Origin of the sequence: Pseudomonas plecoglossicida NBRC 103162 = DSM 15088 (assembly GCF_000730665.1) — a bacterium.
In the GTDB taxonomy this organism is placed as follows: Bacteria; Pseudomonadota; Gammaproteobacteria; order Pseudomonadales; family Pseudomonadaceae; genus Aquipseudomonas; species Aquipseudomonas plecoglossicida.
On the sequence record NZ_BBIV01000022.1, the window covers coordinates 71,201 to 92,500 of the forward strand.

The 21,300-nt window shown below is 63.1% G+C and carries 20 protein-coding genes and 3 pseudogenes; 12 read left to right on the forward strand and 11 right to left on the reverse strand.

Features of this window, described 5'->3' with window-relative positions; all coding sequences use genetic code 11:
- Window positions 1-98 precede the first annotated feature (98 nt).
- The 6 genes and pseudogenes from PPL01S_RS14735 to benA all read right to left on the reverse strand — a co-directional run bounded on the left by PPL01S_RS14735 (window position 99) and on the right by benA (window position 6,209).
- Window positions 99-884 carry an OprD family outer membrane porin gene (locus PPL01S_RS14735; protein WP_016392646.1) on the reverse strand — a complete coding sequence of 262 codons (786 nt, stop codon included), beginning with the start codon at window positions 882-884 and terminating at the stop codon, window positions 99-101.
- A gap of 89 nt (window positions 885-973) precedes the next feature.
- Window positions 974-2,341, reverse strand: a pseudogene (locus PPL01S_RS25485) (MFS transporter); the annotation flags it as partial.
- 51 nt (window positions 2,342-2,392) lie between these two features.
- A complete protein-coding gene (locus PPL01S_RS14745; protein ID WP_016392644.1) occupies window positions 2,393-3,154 on the reverse strand; it encodes a 1,6-dihydroxycyclohexa-2,4-diene-1-carboxylate dehydrogenase in 762 nt (253 codons plus the stop codon).
- A 133-nt stretch (window positions 3,155-3,287) separates the two neighbouring features.
- Window positions 3,288-4,298: a benzoate 1,2-dioxygenase electron transfer component BenC gene (gene benC, locus PPL01S_RS14750; RefSeq protein ID WP_016392643.1), complete on the reverse strand. Its 1,011-nt coding sequence runs from the start codon at window positions 4,296-4,298 to the stop codon at window positions 3,288-3,290.
- Window positions 4,299-4,368: 70 nt separating this feature from the next.
- Complete coding sequence (gene benB, locus PPL01S_RS14755) at window positions 4,369-4,854, reverse strand: benzoate 1,2-dioxygenase small subunit (protein WP_028625914.1); 486 nt, start codon at window positions 4,852-4,854, stop codon at window positions 4,369-4,371.
- Window positions 4,851-6,209 carry a benzoate 1,2-dioxygenase large subunit gene (benA, locus tag PPL01S_RS14760; RefSeq protein WP_016392641.1) on the reverse strand — a complete coding sequence of 453 codons (1,359 nt, stop codon included), beginning with the start codon at window positions 6,207-6,209 and terminating at the stop codon, window positions 4,851-4,853. The genes benB and benA overlap by 4 nt, the downstream gene beginning before the upstream one ends.
- A 644-nt stretch (window positions 6,210-6,853) precedes the next feature.
- On the opposite strand from benA, the gene PPL01S_RS14765 reads away from it, so the two are divergent.
- The 9 genes from PPL01S_RS14765 (at window position 6,854) to PPL01S_RS14805 (ending at window position 15,979) form a co-directional block, all read left to right on the forward strand.
- On the forward strand, window positions 6,854-7,915 hold the full coding sequence (locus PPL01S_RS14765) for a 3-deoxy-7-phosphoheptulonate synthase (RefSeq protein ID WP_028625915.1): 1,062 nt from the start codon (window positions 6,854-6,856) through the stop codon (window positions 7,913-7,915).
- A gap of 80 nt (window positions 7,916-7,995) precedes the next feature.
- Window positions 7,996-8,277 (forward strand): peptidylprolyl isomerase, encoded by a 282-nt coding sequence (locus PPL01S_RS14770; RefSeq protein ID WP_008095626.1) that lies wholly within the window; start codon window positions 7,996-7,998, stop codon window positions 8,275-8,277.
- Window positions 8,278-8,293: 16 nt separating this feature from the next.
- Complete coding sequence (locus PPL01S_RS14775) at window positions 8,294-10,213, forward strand: extracellular solute-binding protein (protein WP_248694082.1); 1,920 nt, start codon at window positions 8,294-8,296, stop codon at window positions 10,211-10,213.
- Complete coding sequence (locus PPL01S_RS14780; RefSeq protein WP_016392638.1) at window positions 10,210-11,268, forward strand: microcin C ABC transporter permease YejB; 1,059 nt, start codon at window positions 10,210-10,212, stop codon at window positions 11,266-11,268. The genes PPL01S_RS14775 and PPL01S_RS14780 overlap by 4 nt, the downstream gene beginning before the upstream one ends.
- A complete protein-coding gene (locus PPL01S_RS14785) occupies window positions 11,268-12,284 on the forward strand; it encodes an ABC transporter permease (protein ID WP_028625917.1) in 1,017 nt (338 codons plus the stop codon). The genes PPL01S_RS14780 and PPL01S_RS14785 overlap by 1 nt, the downstream gene beginning before the upstream one ends.
- Window positions 12,285-12,317: 33 nt before the next feature.
- Window positions 12,318-13,088 carry a 3-hydroxybutyrate dehydrogenase gene (gene hbdH, locus PPL01S_RS14790; protein ID WP_016392636.1) on the forward strand — a complete coding sequence of 257 codons (771 nt, stop codon included), beginning with the start codon at window positions 12,318-12,320 and terminating at the stop codon, window positions 13,086-13,088.
- Window positions 13,089-13,143: 55 nt separating this feature from the next.
- Entirely contained in the window at window positions 13,144-13,623 is a 480-nt protein-coding gene (eco, locus tag PPL01S_RS14795) for a serine protease inhibitor ecotin (protein WP_028625918.1), read from the forward strand.
- 85 nt (window positions 13,624-13,708) lie between these two features.
- Window positions 13,709-15,667: an acetoacetate--CoA ligase gene (locus PPL01S_RS14800; RefSeq protein WP_016392634.1), complete on the forward strand. Its 1,959-nt coding sequence runs from the start codon at window positions 13,709-13,711 to the stop codon at window positions 15,665-15,667.
- A gap of 36 nt (window positions 15,668-15,703) precedes the next feature.
- A complete protein-coding gene (locus PPL01S_RS14805) occupies window positions 15,704-15,979 on the forward strand; it encodes a peptidylprolyl isomerase (protein WP_016392633.1) in 276 nt (91 codons plus the stop codon).
- Window positions 15,980-16,028: 49 nt separating this feature from the next.
- Here the strand turns inward: PPL01S_RS14805 and PPL01S_RS25910 are convergent.
- Window positions 16,029-16,124: pseudogene (locus PPL01S_RS25910) on the reverse strand (LysE family translocator); the annotation flags it as partial.
- 104 nt (window positions 16,125-16,228) lie between these two features.
- On the opposite strand from PPL01S_RS25910, the gene PPL01S_RS14810 reads away from it, so the two are divergent.
- On the forward strand, window positions 16,229-17,581 hold the full coding sequence (locus PPL01S_RS14810; protein ID WP_016392632.1) for a Fic family protein: 1,353 nt from the start codon (window positions 16,229-16,231) through the stop codon (window positions 17,579-17,581).
- A 119-nt stretch (window positions 17,582-17,700) separates the two neighbouring features.
- Here PPL01S_RS14810 and PPL01S_RS14815 read toward each other — a convergent pair whose 3' ends face one another.
- On the reverse strand, window positions 17,701-18,324 hold the full coding sequence (locus tag PPL01S_RS14815; RefSeq protein ID WP_028625919.1) for a LysE family translocator: 624 nt from the start codon (window positions 18,322-18,324) through the stop codon (window positions 17,701-17,703).
- A 110-nt stretch (window positions 18,325-18,434) separates the two neighbouring features.
- A complete protein-coding gene (locus tag PPL01S_RS14820; RefSeq protein ID WP_016392630.1) occupies window positions 18,435-19,118 on the reverse strand; it encodes a metallophosphoesterase in 684 nt (227 codons plus the stop codon).
- A gap of 74 nt (window positions 19,119-19,192) precedes the next feature.
- On the opposite strand from PPL01S_RS14820, the gene PPL01S_RS14825 reads away from it, so the two are divergent.
- A complete protein-coding gene (locus PPL01S_RS14825) occupies window positions 19,193-19,708 on the forward strand; it encodes a DUF3016 domain-containing protein (protein ID WP_016392629.1) in 516 nt (171 codons plus the stop codon).
- Window positions 19,709-19,819: 111 nt separating this feature from the next.
- The gene (locus PPL01S_RS14830; protein ID WP_016392628.1) at window positions 19,820-20,056 is read left to right on the forward strand and encodes a hypothetical protein; all 237 of its coding nucleotides are present in this window, start codon (window positions 19,820-19,822) and stop codon (window positions 20,054-20,056) included.
- Window positions 20,057-20,063: 7 nt separating this feature from the next.
- Here PPL01S_RS14830 and PPL01S_RS14835 read toward each other — a convergent pair whose 3' ends face one another.
- Entirely contained in the window at window positions 20,064-20,564 is a 501-nt protein-coding gene (locus PPL01S_RS14835) for a methylated-DNA--[protein]-cysteine S-methyltransferase (RefSeq protein ID WP_028625920.1), read from the reverse strand.
- 84 nt (window positions 20,565-20,648) lie between these two features.
- Window positions 20,649-21,300: pseudogene (locus PPL01S_RS14840) on the reverse strand (WaaZ-like lipopolysaccharide core biosynthesis protein); the annotation flags it as partial.

Sequence of the window (21,300 nt, forward strand, 5' to 3'; positions counted from 1 at the left end):
CAATACACGAAACCTAACCCCCTGAAGCCGGCTGGTGCAAATGCAGGTGTGTGACAACAGATAGCCGACACCTCTGCCGGCGATAGGGTCAGCGAAAGTCAGAACAGCTGCCAGGTGTACATCAGGATCAACCGGTTCTCATCGATGTCACTGCGGTAGTTGGACCGCGCCATGGCATTGCGCACGCGAATCCCCAGCCCCTTGAGCACCCCGCCCTGCACCGCATAGCCGATATCCAGGTCGCGCTCACGGTCCTTGCCTTCATAACCCAGCCCGGTATCGACATTGTTGCCCGTGATATAGCGCACCGTCGCCGTCAGGCCCGGCACGCCCATGGCCGCGAAGTTGTAGTCGTAGCGCACTTGATACGAACGTTCATCGGTATAGGCGAATTCATAGGTTGGCACCTCGTTGCCCAATGGCGAAATGTTGGCGAATACCCGTGGAAACGGGCGCTCGCCATAGATGCCCTGATAGCCGACATGAACGCTGTGGCCACCGTGCTTGGCGGTCAGCAGCGAGAAGAACGTCTGGTTGTCGATGTTGCCCAACAACGCGTCGCCATCTTCCCGCGCCGTGAAGTAGCCGAGGTTGGCGCGGTCCGGGCTGCTGTCGAGCTTGATCCCGAGCAAGCCCAGGGTGTCCACGCCAAAGCCGACCGGGCCAGGCGTGTAGCCGGACTTGAAATCGAGGATGAAGCCCTGGGCCCACTCCTCGGCCTTGGATTGCTGGTTGGCGCCGACGATGTCGGAGTAGTCACGGCTGAAGTAGTAGTTGCGGGCGCTGAGGCTCGCCTTGGCATCTTCGAAGAAGCCGCCTTCGGCAGCCAGCAACGGTTGGCTGAGCAGGCTCAGCCCGATCGCGACGCAGGGGGTGTGGTTCATTCCGAAGCTCTCTTGATCTTGTTGTTATGGGTAAAGCGTTTGGAATACGGCGTTTCAGGGGCTACGGCGCAGGGCCTCAAGGGTGCGTGGCCGGCATCGCGCTCGCTCGGCTCGGCCAGGCTGCGGACCAGCGCCTCGCTGATCGCGCCGTACAGGGCAAGGCCCGCCAGTGCAGCGATCAGCGCGGCGGGAAAGGCGGCGAACAGCGACATCAGCGTCGCCCCGCCGATGCCCAGCAGCAGGTACAGCGCGCTGCCTGCGACCGCCGCGACATAGCGCCGGCGCGGGTTTTCATGGGCCTCGTGGCCGGTACAGAGACTGGCAGTGACCGCCGCGAGGTTCAGGCCATGGCAGCCGAACGGCGCCAGCAACGCGCCGCCCAACGCGCTCGCGCTGATCAAAGGGCTGGCCGGCGTTGTGTAGCCGGCGTTGCGCAGCACGGCCATGCCCGGCATGAACTGCCCGGTCAATGCCACCAGCACCATGGGCAGGGCCAGGCTGAACACCGCGGCCAGGCTGAACTGCGGGGTGATCCAGTGCGGTGAAGCCAGTTCCAGCACCAGTGCCTCGCTGCGCAACGCGCCACTGGCAACGGTCACGAGTGCACCCACACCCAGTACTGCAGCCACGGCATAGCGTGGCTGCAACCTGCGCATCAGCACGTAGGTGATGAACATCGCCAGCCACAGGGCCAGGGTGCGGGTGGCCAGGCCATTGCGAAACAGTTCCAGCACCGAGCCGCCTTTGCCTTTGGGGTCGCTGGCCTGCAGTTGATCGCCAGGTCGTACATCACAGTCCGGGGCCAGCCGCTTGAGCAGCTGGCGCGCTTCATCGGTACGACCTTGGCGCACCAGGAAGCCGATCGATTCAGGCAGGTAGTAGAGAATCACCAGCAACAGCAGCAACGGCACGGCAGCGGCGAAGAACATCGATTCCCAGCCGAAACGCGGCAACATGAAGATGCCGACACCTGCCGAGAGCATGCCGCCCAGCGAGTAGCCGCTGAACATGACCGCCACCAACGTGCTGCTCAGGCGTTTGGGCGCGTATTCGTTCATCAGTGCCACGGCGTTGGGCATCAACCCGCCGCAGCCTAACCCTGCGATGAAGCGGTAGATGCCGAACTCGCTCGGGCTGCTGGCAAAGCCATTGAGGATGGTGGCGCCAGAGAACAAGGCGAAACAGATGGCGATGCCTTTCTTGCGCCCGATGCAGTCGGCCAGGCTGCCGAACGCCAGCGCGCCGAACATCATGCCGAACAGCGCGTAGCTGCCCAAGGCGCCGGCCTGCAACGGGGTCAGCCCCCACTCTTTCATGATCACCGGCAAGACCACGCCGTAGATGAACAGGTCATAACCGTCGAAGATCAGCAGCAGGCCGCACCAGGCCATGACCATCCAGTGGAAGGCGCTGAAGCGGGCATTGTGGATGATCGGGTGCACGTCGAGTGTTCGCATGGCATCTGTCTCTGTTGTTGTTTTTGTGGAGAAAAAGCGTGCTGGGGAAGCTCAGCCGAGGTCACCGCCCCCTACCGGCAGCGTCACGCCGGTGATGTAGGAGGCTTCGTCGGAGGCCAGGAAGAGAATCGCGCCGACCTGTTCGTCGATGCTGCCGTAGCGGTGCATCAGGCTGCTGCCGAGCGTCTGGTCGACGATCTGCTGGTACCAGGCCTTGTCCTGCTCGCTCTGCTCGGCAGCGTTGCGCGGCACCCGTCGTGGTGGTGCCTCGGTGCCGCCCGGTGCGGTGGCGTTCACGCGAATGCCACGGCCAGCGGTTTCGAAGGCCAGGCAGGCTGTGAGCGCATTGACCCCGCCCTTGGCTGCGCCGTAGGGCACGCGATTCACGCCTCGGGTGGCGATGGACGAGACATTGACGATCGCCCCGCTGCCGCGTTCGAGCATGTACGGCAGCGCCGCGTGGCAGCACCACAGGGTGGGGAACAGCGAGCGGCGAACTTCGGCCTCGATCTGCTCCACTTCGTAGTGTTCGAACGGCTTGGCCCAGATAGTGCCGCCGACGTTGTTGACCAGGATGTCGAGGCGGCCGAAGGTTTCGACCGCAGCGGCCATGACCCGGGCGCAATCGGTGTGTTGCTCGAGATCGGCGGACAGGGTCAGCATGCCCTCGCCTGCCAGTTCGTGGACCAGGTCGGAGCGGTCCACCGCCACCACTTGCGCGCCTTCGGCCTTGAGCCGCCAGCAGACGCCGCGGCCGATGCCTTGGGCGGCGCCGGTGACCAGGGCGACCTTGCCTTGGAATCTGTTGTTCATCTGTCACTTCCTTACTGTTATCAGGCTTCGTCTGTACTGGCCTCATCGCCGGCAAGCCGGCGCCCACAGGTACAGCGAGCGATCCGATGTGGGAGCCGGCTTGCCGGCGATCGAGGGCGCAGCCCTCGCCTTCTCAGGCCGCTGCCGCGAACTTCTCGTAGTAGAAGTTCACCGGGGTGATCCCCTGCTCGCGGATGTACTGGCTGACCGCCTCGACCATCGGCGGTGGCCCGCACAAGTACACGTCCACGTCGCCTTCATTGAGGTGGCGCGGCTCGATGTGCTGGGTCACGTAACCCTTTTGCGGATACTGGCTGTCAGGGTTGGCCACGCAGGCGCTGTACGTGAAGTTGGGAATACGCGCAGCCAAAGCCTGCAAGCGGTCCAGTTCGACCAGGTCGAAGTCGTTGGTGACGCCATAGATCAAGTGCAACGGATGCTCGCTGCCCTGCTCGGCGATCCTCTCCAGCATCGCCGTGAACGGCGCCAGGCCCGTGCCACCGGCCAGCAGCAGCAACGGCCGCTGGATCGGTCGCAGGTAGAAGCTGCCCAACGGCCCGGCCAGGCTCATGCTGTCGCCGGCCTTGGCGAGGCTGGTGAGGAAGCTGCTCATCAGGCCGCCCGGCACGTTGCGGATCAGGAAGCTGACCTCGCCATCCTTCTGCAGCGAGCTGAAGGAGTAGGCGCGGCTCTGGTCGCTGCCAGGCACCTTGAGGTTGACGTATTGCCCAGGCAGGAACGCCAGGCGGCTCAAGGCTTCGCCCTTGATCGACAAGGCAATGGTGCTGGCCGACAGCTGGCGCACATCGCTGATGGCCGCTTCGAAACTGGCCTGTTCGGTCTTGCACAGCTGCGAGGACGCCGGAATGCGTACCACGCAGTCGCTTTCGGCGCGCATTTGGCAGGTCAACACGTAACCTTCGGCGATCTCGTCCTCGCTCAAGGCGTCTTCGATGAAGTTGTCGCCCAGGTCGTAACGTCCGGACTCGGCCTTGCACTTGCACGTGCCGCAGGCGCCGTCGCGGCAGTCCAGGGGGATGTTGATGCCTTGCCGGTAGGCGGCGTCAGCCACGGTTTCATGGCCGCTGGCCTCGATGAAGCGGATGACCCCGTCTTCGAAATTAAGCGCGATCTGGAAGCTCATGTTGCACCTCGCGGGCGAGGCTGGCCGCGGCGCGCCAAAGGGCACACCGGGCAGCTCGCATTGCCTCGATTCAGATGTGGTAGATGTCGATGACCTGACGCACGTAGTCGTTCTTGAGCACCACCTTCTTGGCCGTGATCAGCGGCTGCTCGCCGCGCAGGTCAAGGGTGTAGTAGCTGGTGCCGAAGTAGCTGTCGGTGGTCTTGTAGCGAAAACTCAAGGTGTGCCAGTTGAAACGCACCTGGCAGCTGCCTTCGCCGTGTTCGACGATCTCGATGTTGCTGATGTTGTGCGAGGTGCGGGTGTCCGGCACGGTCGCACTGGAGCGTTCGGTCTTGATGCGGAACACACGGTCCTCCAGACCACCCCGGTTGCCGTACCAGATCAGCGAGATCTCGCTTTGCGGGTCTTGCGTCAGGCTGTCGTCGTCATCCCAGGACGGCATCCAGAAGCTCGCGTCGCTGGCGTACAGCTCCAGCCACTGGTCCCACTGGGCGTCGTCCAGGTAGCGCGCCTCGCGGTAGAGAAAGTCGCGCACGGTCTCGAAAAGGCTCATTGCACGGCCTCCACGGGGATCAGCTGCTGTTCGCTTTGCAGCGCCTGGATCATGGTTTCCTGCCAGTACTTATGCTGCAGCACGAACAGGCCCTCGTCCTCGGTGCGTACACCCGACAGCAGCGGCGCGAGCTCGATCTCGCGGGCCGCCTCGTCGGCGCCCTCGACCCAGTGCACGGCACCGCGCGACATGTCGTTCCAGCCAGTGCCGCCGCCGTAGCCGGTCTGGCAGGAGCGAAACTCCTCCAGATCGTCCGGGGTGGCCATGCCGCTGACATTGAAGAAGTCTTCGTACTGGCGGATACGCTTGGCGCGGGCGTCGGCGCTCTCGCCCTTGGGTGCGATGCAGTAGATGGTGATCTCGGTCTTGTTCACCGAAATCGGTCGGGCGATGCGGATCTGCGAGCTGAACTGGTCCATCAGGTAGACGTTCGGGTACAGGCACAGATTGCGCGAGTTCTCGATCATCCAGTCGGCCCGGGCCTGGCCGAAGTCGGCGGCGAGCTGGTCGCGGCGCTCGTAGGCCGGGCGATCCTCGGGGTTGGCCCAGCGGGTCCAGAGCAGCAGGTGGCCGTGGTCGAAGGAATAGAAACCACCACCCTGCTTGGCCCAGGCGCCTGCGCTCATGGTCTTGATCTCGTCGCCCGCTTCGCGCTGCTTGCGCTGGTTCTGGGTGGCGGCATAGTTCCAGTGAACGGAACTGACGTGGTAACCGTCGGCACCGTTCTCGGCAGTGAGCTTCCAGTTGCCTTCGTAGATGTACGAGCTGGCGCCACGCAGCACTTCCAGGCCTTCGGGCGACTGGTCGACGATCATGTCGATGATCTTGGCCGACTCGCCCAGGTGCTCGACCAGGGGTTTGACGTCGGCGTTCAGGCTGCCGAACAGGAAGCCGCGGTAGGACCCGAAGCGCGCCACCTTGGTCAGGTCGTGGGAGCCATCGCAGTTGAAGCTGTCCGGGTAGCCGGCATTGCTCGGGTCCTTGACCTTGAGCAGCTTGCCGCTGTTGTTGAAGGTCCAGCCATGGAACGGGCAGGTGTAGCTGGAACGGTTGCCGCGCTTGTGACGGCAAAGCATGGCGCCGCGGTGGCTGCAGGCGTTGAGGAAGGCATTGAGCTCACCGTCCTTGTTGCGCGCGATGAAGATCGGCTGGCGCCCCATGGTCAGGGTGAGGAAGTCGTTTTTCTCGGGGATCTGGCTTTCGTGGGCCAGGTAGATCCAGTTGCCCTCGAAGATGTGCTTCATCTCCAGGTCGAACAGGCGTGGATCGGTGAACATCTCGCGCTTGCAGCGGTAGATGCCCTGTTCACGGTCGTCCTCGAGCATGGCATTGAGGTAGTCGAATCCCAGGGACATGGCCAGGGTCTCCATTGTTATTGTTCAGACCGGGTCAGGTTAGGGCTCGAGGGCTGGCGGCAATATCCGCTGGTTGCAAAGCGCTATCCGTTTTCTGCAAGGCGAAGCACGAATGATCGATGCCATAGCAATAATCCATTGAACGCTGCATGCGACCTGAAGTAAGCTCGGGCTCATTCACTGGAGAGCAACATGCCGAAACACACCCGCAACCACGCCAACCACACCGGTCGCACCCTGCGCCCTGTGCTGGCCGTTGCCGGCTGCAAGGCGGCTGCTGGCTCTTATTTTGGGTATTGGTTTAGCCACTAGGCGCCGATACCCACACGGCGCCCACCTTCGAGGGGCCGCCGAACATGAGAATACTCAAACCCCCGGTCGGCTCCCCGACCGGGGGTTTTGCTTTTCAGGCCTTTGACATTTACCGATTCATCTTGAGGACAGATTCATGAACTACGCCACTTATTACTACGCAAGCACCTACGCCTGGCGATTTAGCCAATCCCGTTCGGGCCAGCCTGCCGCCTCCGATCGGTCCATCTCCGGTGGCAACGCTGCAGACAATCAATCAACGACTAGTCGAACACCTCGATAGGGCCGACACCGCGGGACAGAACCCGCCGTCCGCCCAGGGAACCTACGCCATGCACGCTTCGAACCTCGCCCTGCCCCTGACCCAATCGCAAGCTGCCAACACCACTGTCAGCCAGCGCCTGCCCAGCCCGCACCTGCTCAAGCAGCAGATGCCGCTGCCGACCGAACTCGCCCAGCAAGTCCACGGCCACCGCCAGGCTATCCGTGACATTCTCGAAGGCCGTGATGAGCGCCTGCTGGTGATCGTCGGCCCGTGCTCGATCCACGACCCACGCTCGGCCCTGGAATACGCCGACCGCCTGGCCGCCCTCAGCCGCGAAGTCGATGACAAGCTGCTGCTGGTGATGCGCGCCTACGTGGAAAAACCGCGTACCACGGTGGGCTGGAAAGGCCTGGCCTATGACCCGCACCTCGATGGCAGCGACGACATGCATGCCGGCATCGCCCTGTCCCGTGGCTTGATGCTGAACATGATCGAACGTGGCCTGCCGATTGCCACCGAGTTGCTGCAGCCGATGGTTGCCGGGTACTTCGATGACCTGCTGGGCTGGGCCGCGATTGGCGCGCGCACCACCGAATCGCAGATCCACCGGGAAATGGTCAGCGGCCTGCAGCTGCCGGTCGGCTTCAAGAACGGCACCGACGGTGGCGTGGCCATCGCCTGCGATGCCATGCGCAGCGCTGAAGCGCCGCACCGCCACTTCGGCATGGATGCGCAGGGCTACCCGGCGATCATCGAGACCCTGGGCAACCCGGACACCCACCTGGTGCTGCGCGGCGGCCACAAAGGCCCGAACCACGATGCCAACAGCATTGCCCAGGCTCGCCAGGGGCTGGCCAAGGCGGGCTTGCAGGCGCGGATCATGGTCGACTGCAGCCACGCCAACAGCGGCAAGGACCCGGCGCGGCAACCGGCGGTGTTCGAGGAGGTACTGGCGCAACGCCTGGCCGGTGACGCCTCGCTCGTCGGGGTGATGCTCGAAGGGCACCTGTTCGATGGTTGCCAGGCACTGGGCAAGGGCCCGCTGAAGTACGGCGTGTCGATCACCGACGGCTGCCTGGGCTGGGCGGCGACCGAAACCCTGTTGCGCGACGCTGCAGCCCGCTTGTAGAAAACACCCGGCAAGCCTTGCAAGACATTTCCCAAGCAAGTGCGCTAGGCTTGCCCTTTTCACCCCAAGGAGTAGTACCCATGGCACGCGCAACCGCCCGCCACATCCTCGTCAGCTCGGAAGAGAAATGCAACGAACTCAAGGCACAGATCGAAGCCGGTGCCGACTTCGCTGAAATCGCCAAGGCCAACTCCACCTGCCCGTCCAGCCGCCAGGGCGGTGATCTGGGTTCGTTCGGCCCGGGCCAGATGGTCAAGGAATTCGACACCGTGGTCTTCAGCGCACCGCTGAACACCGTGCAGGGCCCGGTCAAGACCCAGTTCGGCTACCACCTGCTGGAAGTGACCAGCCGTCAGGACTGATCGGCTGACATTGCCGATGACCCCATCGCCGGCAAGCCGGCTCCCACACACACCGCTCGGCGTTCAAGGCCTGCAGCTGGCCTGTGGGAGCCGGCTTGCCGGCGACAGGGCCCTGGCGTGGCTTGTCCTGGCGTGTGCAAGTATCACTGCAAACGCCGCCCCCACCCACGCCCTCACCGTCTATGGTGAATCCCCCCGCTACAGCGAAACCTTCCGCCACTTCGACTACGTCAACCCTGATGCCCCCAAGGGCGGGCTGATGCGCCGTTCGGCCATCGAAATCGGCCAGTTCGACCACATCCTGCCCTTCATCGACAAAGGCACCGGTGTCAGCGAGGTCGAAGGCTGGCTGTATGCGCCGCTGGCCGTGCGCGCGTTCGATGAGCCCTACACCGTCTATGGCCTGGTAGCCCGGCGCATGGAACGGGGCCCGGATGATGCCTGGCTGCGCTTCGAGATCGACCCCCGGGCCACCTTTGCCGATGGCAAGCCGGTGCGCGCCGAGGACGTACGCTTCACCTTCGACAAGCTGATGGCCCAGGGCAGCCTCAAGTACCGCACCCAGTTTGCCGATGTCGCCGGCGTAACGGTGGAAAGCGCACAGCGCATACGCTTCGATTTCAAGCAACCCCACGGCCGTACCCTGCCCCTGGACCTGGCAAGCCTGCCGGTCCTGCCCGAACATGACTGGGCCGACCGCGACTTCGCCAACGGCGCCGGTTTCGCCAAGCCGGTCGGCAGTGGCCCTTACCGCATCGGGCGCATCGACAACGGTCGCAGCATCACCTTCGAACGCAACCCGCACTGGTGGGCCCAGGACCTGCCGGTCAGCCGTGGCCTGTACAACTTCGAACGCATCCGCATCGAATTCTTCGGTGACACCGAGGTTGCCCGCCAGGTGCTCAAGGGCGGCGGCTACGACTACAACCGCGAGTTCTCCGCCACCGCCTACACGCTCGGCTACAACGGCGCGCAACTGGACGACGGCCGTCTGCAGCGTGCCCACCTGGGCCCGGCCAAGCCGCAGACCGCCCAGGGCTTCGTGTTCAACCTCGACCGGCCGCAGTTCAAGGACCGCCGCGTGCGCCAGGCGCTGGCCATGCTCTGGGACTTCGAATGGAGCAACCGGCAGATGATGCGCAACCTGTACATCCGCCAGCAGAGCGTGTTCTCCAATACCCCGCTGGCAGCCCGCGCGCTACCGGACGCCGACGAACTGAAGCTGCTCGAACCGCTGCGCGGCACAGTGCCCGACGAAGTGTTCAACCAGGTGTTCAGCGCCCCTGTCACCGACGGTTCCGGCATCATCCGACCACAACAGCTGCAAGCCCTGGCCCTGCTGGAGCAAGCAGGCTGGCACCCGGACGGTGACAGCCTGGTCAATGACCAGGGCCAGCCGCTGGCCTTCACCTTTCTCAACGGCCAGGCCGGCATGGAACGCCTGCTGCTGCCGTGGAAGCGCAACCTGGCGCAGATCGGCATTACCCTGGATATCCGCAATATCGACTCGGCCCAGTACATCAACCGGGTGATGTCGCGGGACTACGACATGATCGTCACTGGTTACCCGGTCACCCTTTCACCGGGCGCCGAGATGTACAACTACTTCGGCTCCGCCGCGGCCCACGACCCGGGTTCGAACAACCTGATGGTGCTGCAGGACCCGGCCGTGGATCGACTCCTCGACGGCCTGGTGCGCGCCGCTACCCAGGCCGACATGCTGCGCCATGCCCATGCCCTGGACCGCGTGCTGCAGTGGAACTACTACTGGGTGCCCAACTACTACCCGCCCGGCAGCTCGACCGTGTGGTGGAACCGCTTCGGCCTGCCCAAGGTCCAGCCTGCCTACGACGAGGGCCTGGACACCTGGTGGCAAGTCAGCCCCGAGGCGCTGACCAACAGGCAGATGGCCGAACGCCAGAAGGCCAGGCCATGACGACCTACATCCTGCGGCGCCTGCTGCTGATCATCCCGACCCTGCTGGCGATCCTGCTGGTCAATTTCGCCATCGTCCAGGCCGCGCCTGGCGGCCCGGTGGAGCAGGCGGTCGCTCGCCTGCAAGGCCTGGGCGGCAGCGCACCGGGAGCCCGGGCAGAAGTGGTACACGGTGAATCCCGCGCCACCCGGGGGCTGGACCCCAAGCTGATCGAAGAGATCAAGCGCCAGTACGGCTTCGACAAGTCCGCCAGCGAGCGCCTGTGGCTGATGCTCGGCCAGTATGCGCGGCTGGATTTCGGCCAGAGTTTCTTTCGCGGCGCCAAGGTCACCGAACTGATTCTCGACAAGCTGCCAGTGACCTTGTCGCTGGGCTTCTGGGCCACGCTGATCACCTACCTGGTGTCGATCCCGCTGGGCATTCGCAAGGCGGTTCGCCATGGCAGCCGCTTCGATGCCTGGAGTAGCGCGCTGATCGTGATCGGCTATGCCCTGCCCTCGTTCCTGTTCGCCCTGCTGCTGATCGTGCTGTTCGCCGGGGGAACCTCGCTGAACTGGTTCCCGGTACGCGGGCTGGTGTCGGAGGATTTCGACCAGCTGAGCCTGCTGGGCAAGGTCGCCGACTATTTCTGGCACCTGGTGCTGCCGGTGGGTGCGCTGGTAATCGGCGGTTTCGCCACCCTCACCCTGCTGACCAAGAACGCCTTCCTCGACGAGATTTCCCGCCAGTACGTGGTCACCGCCAAGGCCAAGGGCCTGAGCGAGCGGCGCGTGCTCTATGGTCATGTGCTGCGCAATGCCATGCTGCTGGTGCTGGCCGGGCTGCCCCAGGCACTGATCACCGTGTTCTTTGCAGGATCGCTGCTGATCGAGGTGATCTTCTCCCTCGATGGCCTGGGGCGCCTGAGTTATGAAGCCGCGGTATCGCGTGATTACCCGGTGGTGTTCGGGACCCTGTTCATCTTTACCCTGGCGGGCCTGCTGATCCGCTTGATCGGTGACCTGTCCTATACCCTGCTCGACCCACGCATCGACTTCGACGCGAGGAGCCACTGATGCTCTCGCCGGTGTCACGTCGCCGCCTGCAACGCTTTCGTCGCAATCGCCGTGGCTGGATATCGCTGTGGCTGTTCGCCGGCCTGTTGCTGCTCAGCCTTGGCGCGGAGCTGGTGGCCAATGACAAGCCGCTGTTGCTGGGCTACAAAGGCGAACTGTATGTCCCTGCGCTGAAGCGTTATACCGAACAACAGTTCGGCGGCCAGTTGCCGTTCCAGCCGGATTATCGGAGTGCCTATGTACGGCAATTGATCGAGGGCCAGGGCGGCTGGATGCTGTTCGCCCCGATCCCCTTCGGCGCCGACACGCCCAATTACGACCTGCAAGTCCCCACACCCAGCCCGCCGAGCTCCAGCAACTGGCTGGGTACCGACGACCAGGGCCGCGACGTGCTGGTACGGGTGCTGTATGGCACGCGGATATCGCTGCTGTTCGCCTTTGCCCTGACCGTGGTCAGCGTGCTGATCGGCATCGTCGCCGGCGCCCTGCAGGGTTACCACGGCGGGTGGGTCGACCTGCTGGGGCAGCGCCTGCTGGAAGTGTGGTCGGGACTTCCGGTCCTGTACCTGCTGATCATACTCAGCGGCTTCGTCGAGCCCGACTTCTGGTGGCTGCTGGGGATCATGGCGCTGTTCTCCTGGTTGACCCTGGTCGATGTGGTGCGCGCCGAATTCCTCCGTGGGCGCAACCTCGAATACGTGAAGGCCGCGCGCGCCCTGGGGCTGCCGGACAGCCAGGTGATGCTGCGGCACATCCTGCCCAATGCGATGAACGCCACCCTGACCTACGTGCCGTTCATGCTCACCGGCGCGATCACCACGCTGACGGCGCTGGACTTCCTGGGGTTCGGCATGCCGGCCGGGAGTGCGTCGCTGGGCGAACTGGTGACCCAGGGCAAGCAGCACCTGGAGGCGCCGTGGCTGGGCTTCACCGCGTTCTTTGCACTGGCAGTGATCCTGTCGCTGCTGGTATTCATCGGCGACGCCCTGCGCGAGGCGTTCGACCCAAGACGCTAGGTTCCAGATCGTTATGTCCAAGGAGATGTTCGCATGACACTCGAAGGCAAGACTGCATTGGTTACCGGATCCACCAGCGGCATCGGCCTGGGTATCGCCCAGGCGCTGGCCCGCGCCGGCGCGAATATCCTGCTCAACGGCTTCGGCGACCCGTCACCGGCCTTGGCCGAGATTGCCAGGCACGGGGTCAAGGTCGCCCACCACCCGGCCGACCTGTCCGACGTGACGCAGATCGAAGCGCTGTTCGCCTTGGCCGAGCGCGAATTCGGCGGCGTCGACATCCTTGTCAACAACGCCGGCATCCAGCACGTGGCGCCGGTCGAGCAGTTCCCGGTGGAAAGCTGGGACAAGATCATCGCCCTGAACCTGTCGGCCGTGTTCCATGGCACACGCCTGGCCTTGCCCGGCATGCGCACGCGCAACTGGGGGCGGATCATCAACATCGCCTCGGTGCACGGGCTGGTCGGTTCCACTGGCAAGGCGGCTTATGTGGCCGCCAAGCATGGCGTGGTCGGCCTGACCAAGGTCGTGGGTCTGGAAACCGCCACGAGCAACGTGACCTGCAACGCCATCTGCCCAGGTTGGGTACTTACGCCACTGGTACAGAAGCAGATCGACGACCGTGCTGCCAAGGGCGTCGACACGCAGCAAGCACAAACGCAGCTGCTGACAGAGAAGCAACCTTCGTTGGCCTTCGTCACCCCCGAGCACCTGGGCGAGCTGGTACTATTCCTGTGCAGCGAGGCCGGTAGCCAGGTCCGCGGCGCCGCCTGGAACGTCGATGGTGGCTGGTTGGCCCAATGACGGGCAGCCTGGGCCTGGCGGCGGTCTTGCACTCGTTCAATTGCAAGGAGGCCCTATGCGCCCAACCCGAATGTCCGCGATGTTTGCCCTGGCCCTGGCGGCCGCCGCCCCGGCGATGGCTGCCAGCCTGAAAGACGTCGCGCCCTACGCTGAGGCCGAAAAAGGCTTTACCCGGCAGGTCATCCACTTGCCGGCCCAGGCCGATGAGTCGGCCCACAAACTGGAAATCCTCGCCGGCAAGACCTTGCAGGTCGACTGCAACCGCCAGCGCCTGGCAGGCAGCCTGGAGGAACGCACCCTGCAAGGCTGGGGCTACAGCTACTACCACCTGGACAAGGTCGGTGGCCCGGCCAGTACCCTGATGGCCTGCCCGGATGGCAAGAAGACCGAGGCATTCGTGCCAGTGGTCGGCGAAGGCTTCATGCTGCGCTACAGCAGTAAGCTGCCGGTGGTGGTCTACGTGCCAGAAGGCGTAGAGGTACGCTATCGCGTGTGGTCGGCCTCCGAGGAAGTACAAAAGGCCAAGGTCGAATAAGCTTCGGCGCTATCCTGAAGGTACGGGCTTTCGCAAGGCCATGGCCCGTACCTGCAGGGCGTTGTCCCTGAGTGGGAGGTTCGGCATGAACGACGTGCTCTGGCGCCCCTCCACGGCGCAGATCCAGGCCAGCCGGATGGACGCGTTCCGCCGCCGGGTCAATCTGCGCTACAACCTGCAGCTCGAGGACTACGCCGCCCTGCACCGCTGGAGCATCGAACAGCGTGCAGCGTTCTGGCAGACCCTTGCCGATTTCTTCCAGGTCCTTTGGCATGCACCCCCTACCCAGGTGCTCGCCGAAGGCACGCAAATGCCCGAAGCCCGCTGGTTTCGCGGTGCCACGCTCAATTTCGCCGAACATCTGCTGCGCCGTCGCGACGATCGCCCGGCCGTGATCGCCGTGGGCGAGGATGGCCGGCGCCGCGCTTTGAGCCACGCGCAACTGGCCGCCGATGTCGCCGGGTTGCAAAACGCCTTCAAGGCCATGGGCATCGAGCCGGGGGACCGCATTGGCGCGATCATGCCCAATACCTGGGAAACCCTGGTGGCGATGCTGGCGTGCACCAGCCTTGGTGTGGTCTGGTCAAGCTGCTCGCCGGAGTTCGGCGTGCACGGCATCATCGACCGTTTCGGTCAGATCGCGCCGAAAGTGCTGATCGCCTGCGCGGGCTACCAGTACGCCGGAAAGGTGATCGATCAGGTCGAGAAGATCAACCAGGTCTGCGCACAGCTGCCGGAGCTCGCGCAGCTGATCGTGGTCCCCCATACCCGCGCAGGCACCTGTGCCGAAGATTTCAGTGCAGGCAGCGTCAGCCTGTGGGATGACGTCTACCAGCCAGGGGGCCAGCCTGACTTCGTTGCGCTGCCGTTCGACCATCCGCTGTACATCCTGTACTCCAGCGGCACCACCGGTGTACCCAAGTGCATCGTGCACCGCGCCGGTGGCGTGCTGTTGCAGCACCTCAAGGAACACGGCCTGCACAACGACCTCAAGGCCGACGAGGTGCTGTTCTACTACACCACCTGCGGCTGGATGATGTGGAACTGGCTGGCCAGTGGCCTGGCCGTCGGGGCCACGCTGGTGCTGTACGACGGTTCGCCGATGCACCCGGGCCCAGAGCGTCTGCTGGACCTGATCGACGCCGAAGGCATCCACGCCTTCGGCACCAGCGCCAAGTACCTCGCCACCCTGGAACAGCAAGGCCTGCAACCGATGCACAGCCATCGTCTGGAGCGCCTGCGGCTGCTGCTCTCCACCGGCTCGCCACTGTCGCCGCACAGCTACGACTATGTGTACGCCAAGATCAAGACAGACCTGTGCCTGGCGTCGATGTCCGGCGGCACCGATATCGTGTCCTGTTTCGTCCTGGGCAACCCCACCCTGCCCGTTCGTCGAGGCGAAATCGCCTGCAAGGGCCTGGGCATGGCCGTGGAGGTGTGGGACGAGAACGGCCAGTCGGTGACAGGTGAAAAAGGCGAATTGGTGTGTACTCGCAACTTCCCGTCCATGCCCCTTGGCTTCTGGCAGGACCAGGATGGCAGCCGCTACCTGCAGGCCTACTTCAGTCAGTTCCCCGGCGTGTGGGCACAAGGCGACTATGCCGAACAACGTGCCAGCGGCGGCATGGTGATCCATGGCCGTTCCGACGCGGTGCTCAACCCCGGTGGCGTACGCATCGGCACGGCGGAGATCTACCGCCAGGTGGAAAAGATCGAGCAGGTGCTGGAAAGCATCGCCATCGGCCAGGATTGGCACGGCGATGTGCGCGTGGTGCTGTTCGTTCGCCTGCGTGACGGCCTGCAGCTCGACGAACCGTTGCGCCAGCGCATCCGCCAGGTGATCCGCCAGTACACCACCCCGCGCCACGTGCCGGCAGTGATCCTGCAGGTCAATGACATGCCGCGCACCCTCAGTGGCAAGCTGGTGGAGCTGGCCGTGCGCAACGTGGTGCACGGGCTGGCGGTGAAGAACACCGACGCGCTGGCCAATCCCGAAGCCCTGGAGCAGTTCCGCGACCGCACGGAACTGCGCGATCAGGCATAATGGCGGCCTTTTTTTGCCCCGAAGCACAGGTGTCCCATGAAAGCTCAAGCCCGCCACATCCTGGTCAAGACCGCTGATGAAGCCGAGAAGCTCAAGCAGCGCATCGCCAACGGCGAGGCCTTCGACGTGCTGGCCAGGAAGTTTTCCACCTGCCCGTCAGGCAAGCGCGGTGGCGACCTGGGTGAAGTGCGCCCTGGTCAGTTGGTGGGTGCCATCGACCAGGTGATCTTCAAGAAACCCCTGCGTGTGGTACACGGGCCGATCAAGAGCAAGTTCGGTTATCACCTGGTTCAAACGTTCTATCGCGATTGATGGACACAGGCCGCGCAGGCACTTTCTGCCAATAGCTGCATACGCCTTTCTAGTGACGCGCGGCCAGCAGCCCGAGGCCTGCGCATCCGAGCAGCAAAGCACTAACGCGGTTGAACAGCCGACGTGGCCCGGGCTGGCTGCACCAGAGCTGTGCAAAGCTTAATACGACTTGAACTCAATTTACGATCAAATTGAAATCAGGCTCTCATCCAAGCTATCCTCGTCTCAAATCCGGCGGTATTTGAGATTATGTTCAAGCGTCCTCCAGCGGTTCACCCCGAGCCATTCGAAGCCATCATTCAGGCGCATCCTGATTACGTCACTGATTACGTCGACCTCCATCAGGTGATCGACAAGGAAGGTAAGTACCTCCATTTTGATCAAATTCGCCACAAGATCCCCAGAAGGCTCGATAAATCTTTGGCTTGGTCCGTGGTCAAGATGGCGCGTCGGGGGCAGCTCGCACCTGTAATCACGCTTGGGGAACCTGCTGAGCCATGCTGGTTCTTATCGACACCAGCTATTCAGAAAGCTGTTTCCCATTGCGACCAGAAAACGACAACTGCCGTCCTCAGGTACATGACGAATCAGATCGGCGAGGGGAAACAAATTGAATACCTGCTGAACGATCTGCTTGATGACGAAGCGATCAGTAGCAGCCAGCTGGAGGGTTCAGCGACCACTACCAAGGTTGCAAAGCTCCTGCTGTCGACCCAGCAGGGCGGCAGAACGCCTGATGAGAAGATGATTATCGGGAACTATAAAATGATGCTGTGCGCATGGGAGCGGAGGAAAGAACCTCTCTCCCTACAGCTCATCCAGGAACTGCACCGCGAAGGCGTCGAAGGGATCGATGATGACGAATATCGCCCAGGTGCATTCAAGGATACAGATGATGTCGTTGTATCGGATGGCCACGGAGGCATCGCGCACCAACCACCGCCAGCGGCGACGCTTGTCCAACGGTTGGAATCGCTGATTGAGTGGGTAAATTCCGACCACACCACGACGAATACAGCCAGCTACATTCATCCGATCATCAAAGCGATCATCCTCCATTTCGCGATAGGTTACGAACATCCCTTCCATGATGGAAACGGCCGGGTAGCTAGGTCGCTGTTCTACTGGTACGTCTTCAAGGAAGGATTCCCAGCCTTTAGGTACATTGCGATCAGCTCGCTACTTAAACGGGCCCCAGTTAAATACGGCATGAGCTATATGTACACGGAAACCGACGAAATGGATCTGACCTATTTCATCGACTACCAGTGCCGCATGATCACCGAGGCCATCGATCTCTTCCAGGAAAACTATGATGTTGCTTTGAAATCGATTAAGGATTTTGAAAAATTCCTATTCGACTCAGGGCTTTATGGGAAGCTCTCAGACAAGCAACGGATGGTGTTCAATGTCGCGAGCAGTAACAGAGCGCGTCACTTCACCGTGAATAACGTCAAGATGAATCTCGGTTGCTCCTACAACACTGCGGCCAGCATCCTCAACGGACTGGTTGAACTCAAGCTGTTCAAAAAAAGGAAAGAAGGCAAGGTATGGGTTTACTCGATGTTAGATCCTAAAAGCATTCAGGAGGCTTGGGTATAGAGCCCACAAGCGCGGCCGGCTCTTCGGACTACCCGCTTATTGTTGAGCGGGCTCTCAATTGAAGGACTCCAGGCCCCTATCCCTTCGTGAGTAGAAAACCAGTGCGAACGCTGGCAGTTCTAGCGACGCGCAGCCAGCAGCCCGAGGCCTGCGCATCCGAGCAGCGAAGCACTGACGCGGTTGAACAGCCGACGTGGCCCGGGCTGGCTGAACCAGCGCTGCAGGTAGGCACCCAACCCCGCGTAGATGGCGATCGCCGCCCATTCCAGCAGCAGGAACAGCACGCCCAGCCAGAGGAACTGCTCGCTCACCGGCGTGGCGCTGCCAACCGAGACGAACTGCGGCAGGAATGCGGTGAAGATCAGGATGGCCTTCGGATTGCCAGCAGCGACCCAGAACTCCTGGCGCGCCAGACGCCAGGTGCCGCGAGGATGATCGCTGGCCACCATCACCTCGCCCACCGGTGCACGCCACAGCTGCCAGGCGATGTAGAACAGGTAGGCCGCGCCCACCACCTTGATCGCCAGGAACAGGTATTCGCTGGTGTGCAGCACCACGGCGAGGCCCATGGCCGCCAGGGCGATCATGCCGCTGAAGGCGACGAGGCGCCCGCCACCGGCCACACAGGCAGTGCGCAATCCGTAACGGCTGGCGTTATGCAGGGACAGCAGGTTGTTCGGCCCCGGCGCCATGTTCAGGGCGAAGCAGGCCGGAATGAAAAGCAACAGGCTCGAGAGGTCCATTGGGTATTCCTGGTGGTCGACCTCGTATTCAGCAGGCTGCCGCCTGCGCGGTCAAGATACAGCCGCAGGCAAAAACTGTACGGGGCTACCTTCGCGGTCCCATGCACGGCTCAAGGGGTGACCACTGTCAGGCTTGCCAGGTCCAGCAAGGTGAAGTGGCCACTGGCCCAGCCGCCGGTATCCAGGTGCCAGACATTCCCCAGGCGCTTGGCCTGCAACACAGGCGTATGCCCGACAAGCAAAGCCTGAAGCCCTGCGACCGGCTCGGTATCGCCATCCTTCAGACGCTGCCGCGACCATTGGCACACCTCCCGTACGCGCGGGTCGTCGTCGAACAACAGGCTTTCGCGCAATGCCGCCCAGTCATTGAACGGACTGTCGGCATGCAGCACACCGACCAGCCCGGCCGGAGTCTGAACCTCCAGGGCAATGGGCAGCTGCAGGAACCGTTCGACGAACACTTCCTGCCTGTGCCCGGGCAGATCGAGGAACCAGCCACCGCCGGCGGCACGGTACATCTCCAGGTCAAGGCGCCCGCCATGCAGGCAAGTGATCGCCAATGACTCGTGATTGCCCTGCACGGCGTGGAACCAGGGTCTGGCCAGCCACATCAGCGCCTCTTCGCTGTCCGGGCCTCGGTCGACCAGGTCGCCGACGCTGAACAGGCGGTCGACTTCAGGATCGAACCCCACCTGGTCCAGGCACTGCTGCAATCGCAGGAAATGCCCGTGAATATCCCCCACGGCCAGGTCGCGACCCTTGCTGTTGGCGGCTATCCGCCGAAACCGGCTCATTACAAATCTTCCTCATCTGCCGCACCTGGGCAGGCGTAAAATGAGGCGAAACGCAGTACGCCCGGAGGTGCATCATGCGTTACACCCTTGTGTGTGCCGTGCTCATGGCGCTCTCTGTCAACAGCATGGCACAAGGCACCGCGCCTGCGCAGGTCGAGGTGCGTTTCGACCATCCGGAAAAATTCCGCGATGCCAGCCTGGACAGTGCCGGATATGAGCGCGGCGCCGACGACTATGTGATGAAAACCCTCACCCAATACCTGCAGAAGCTAGGCCAGCGCTACCTGCAGCCGGGCCAGCAACTGGTGATCGACATCCGCGACATCGACCTGGCCGGGCGATTCGAACCTTGGCACAGCCGCGCCTACGATGTGCGCTTCATGCGCGATATCACCTGGCCAACCATCGACCTCAGCTACACGCTCAGCCAGCCCGGCAAACCGGACCAGCAAGCCCAGGAGCGGGTAAGCGACAAGATGTACCTGAGCCGTCCAGGCCGCATGGCCAGCAGCAATGACCGCCTGTACGCCGAAAAGGCCATGCTGAACGACTGGTTCCGCCAGCGCTTCGCGCCGCACCCTGCCGCATGAGCGGCCCGTGGCTGACATCGGCGTGCACGGCAGTAGTATGCTCGCCCCTTCGACCTGCCTATGGGAACGAATGCACATGGAACGTTTTGCCCGGCTGGACGCCGCTGCTGCATGAACTATCTGCTTTTGACCTTGAGCAGTCTTGCCATCACCTACTATCTGGTCGGCCTGCTGATTCAAGGCAAACTGGCCGACATCGCCGAAGGCCTGCGCCATCGACCGGACGCCCCGACGCCAGGCGAATATTTGCGCGAAATGCGGCCACATGCGCGTCGGGCGCGGCGACAGTATGCGCTGATGGCGGGTTCGGCGCTGGTGGTTTGCCTGGTTGCCTACTGGTTCGGCTGAGCGCAGGTCACAGGTCCAGGGCCAGGCTCTGGCGCCCTTCCAGCGCCAGCAAGTACTGCTTGGCTGGCAAACCACCGGCAAACCCGGTCAGGCTGCCTGAGGCACCGATCACCCGGTGGCACGGGGCGATGATCGAGATCGGGTTACGCCCGTTGGCCGCGCCCACTGCACGCAGCGCGCTGGGGTTGCCGATCTGCCGGGCGATATCGCCGTAACTGCGGGTCTGACCAAAGGGAATCGTCAACAACGCGGCCCACACCTGGCGCTGGAACTCGGTGCCGGCAAAGTCCAGTGGCAGATCAAACTGCTGCCGGGTGCCGGCGAAGTACTCGCCCAGCTGGCGCGCAGTTTCGCGCAGGGTGGGTTGCTGGTCGTCGCGGTGCATTTCACCGAGGCGCACGCGGTTTTCGCGGTCTTGCTCCCAAAGTACGGCAGCCAGCCGCTCACCGCGAGCGACCAGCGTCAAGGTACCGACCGGGGATGCCAGGAAAGTGAAGGCGCAGGGCATGATGAAGTTTCCGTGACAATCAAGTTCAGCGCACTCTAACGCCGCAGGCGGGCAGGCGCATCCCGTTTCTTGCGCGAAAAATCCTCAGGCCGCGATGCGTCGTGCTTCAGCCAGGTCGATCTTGGGGATCACCGCGGGGGGAATGCGCGAGGTAGCGGACAAGTTGTAGACGCGGAAATGCTCATTCACCACGTGCTGCGCCATCAACGTCAGCGACGGCAGAATTCGGCTGCCCCAGTGCTGATCGAGCCCGCACGGCGAGCACTGCGTCGAGCCGTCCTCATAGAAGCGCCAGCGGATTGATCGAGGTCGACCCCCACCAGCAAAACCTGCTCGAAGCCCAGGTGATGAGCCAGTTGCAAGGCGACGTAAGCGACTGTGCGGGCATCAAAATAGCCATTGGACATGTCGGTGCTGAAGGCAATCGAGCGTGCCCGTTTGCTCCAGAACGACCGGTTGCAGACAAGCGTGTCACCATGGCCGCGCAAAGCATCCAGCAAACCGGGTGTCTCGGCCTTGTGCAATGGGTAGCACTGGGTACTCGTGGGGACATCGGCATCGGCGAACTGCTCCGGCCACAGGGCCAGGCGCTGGCTGTCGCGCAAGGCTTGGGCGAACAGTGCCGGTTGTTGCGTGCGAAAGCTCTTGTCGGTGCAGACATAGAAAAACGGCTTCACCCCACACGCCGCAGTGAGCGAGATTGAACCGTTCATCGCAATCACCGGCAAGTGAGCAG

Coding starts and splice junctions, on each gene's coding strand:
- PPL01S_RS14735 (WP_016392646.1), bottom strand. CDS start 884: ATGAACCACACCCCCTGCGTCGCGATCGGGCTGAGCCTGCTCAGCCAA.
- PPL01S_RS14745 (WP_016392644.1), bottom strand. CDS start 3,154: ATGAACAACAGATTCCAAGGCAAGGTCGCCCTGGTCACCGGCGCCGCC.
- benC (WP_016392643.1), bottom strand. CDS start 4,298: ATGAGCTTCCAGATCGCGCTTAATTTCGAAGACGGGGTCATCCGCTTC.
- benB (WP_028625914.1), bottom strand. CDS start 4,854: ATGAGCCTTTTCGAGACCGTGCGCGACTTTCTCTACCGCGAGGCGCGC.
- benA (WP_016392641.1), bottom strand. CDS start 6,209: ATGTCCCTGGGATTCGACTACCTCAATGCCATGCTCGAGGACGACCGT.
- PPL01S_RS14765 (WP_028625915.1), top strand. CDS start 6,854: ATGCACGCTTCGAACCTCGCCCTGCCCCTGACCCAATCGCAAGCTGCC.
- PPL01S_RS14770 (WP_008095626.1), top strand. CDS start 7,996: ATGGCACGCGCAACCGCCCGCCACATCCTCGTCAGCTCGGAAGAGAAA.
- PPL01S_RS14775 (WP_248694082.1), top strand. CDS start 8,294: ATGACCCCATCGCCGGCAAGCCGGCTCCCACACACACCGCTCGGCGTT.
- PPL01S_RS14780 (WP_016392638.1), top strand. CDS start 10,210: ATGACGACCTACATCCTGCGGCGCCTGCTGCTGATCATCCCGACCCTG.
- PPL01S_RS14785 (WP_028625917.1), top strand. CDS start 11,268: ATGCTCTCGCCGGTGTCACGTCGCCGCCTGCAACGCTTTCGTCGCAAT.
- hbdH (WP_016392636.1), top strand. CDS start 12,318: ATGACACTCGAAGGCAAGACTGCATTGGTTACCGGATCCACCAGCGGC.
- eco (WP_028625918.1), top strand. CDS start 13,144: ATGCGCCCAACCCGAATGTCCGCGATGTTTGCCCTGGCCCTGGCGGCC.
- PPL01S_RS14800 (WP_016392634.1), top strand. CDS start 13,709: ATGAACGACGTGCTCTGGCGCCCCTCCACGGCGCAGATCCAGGCCAGC.
- PPL01S_RS14805 (WP_016392633.1), top strand. CDS start 15,704: ATGAAAGCTCAAGCCCGCCACATCCTGGTCAAGACCGCTGATGAAGCC.
- PPL01S_RS14810 (WP_016392632.1), top strand. CDS start 16,229: ATGTTCAAGCGTCCTCCAGCGGTTCACCCCGAGCCATTCGAAGCCATC.
- PPL01S_RS14815 (WP_028625919.1), bottom strand. CDS start 18,324: ATGGACCTCTCGAGCCTGTTGCTTTTCATTCCGGCCTGCTTCGCCCTG.
- PPL01S_RS14820 (WP_016392630.1), bottom strand. CDS start 19,118: ATGAGCCGGTTTCGGCGGATAGCCGCCAACAGCAAGGGTCGCGACCTG.
- PPL01S_RS14825 (WP_016392629.1), top strand. CDS start 19,193: ATGCGTTACACCCTTGTGTGTGCCGTGCTCATGGCGCTCTCTGTCAAC.
- PPL01S_RS14830 (WP_016392628.1), top strand. CDS start 19,820: ATGAACTATCTGCTTTTGACCTTGAGCAGTCTTGCCATCACCTACTAT.
- PPL01S_RS14835 (WP_028625920.1), bottom strand. CDS start 20,564: ATGCCCTGCGCCTTCACTTTCCTGGCATCCCCGGTCGGTACCTTGACG.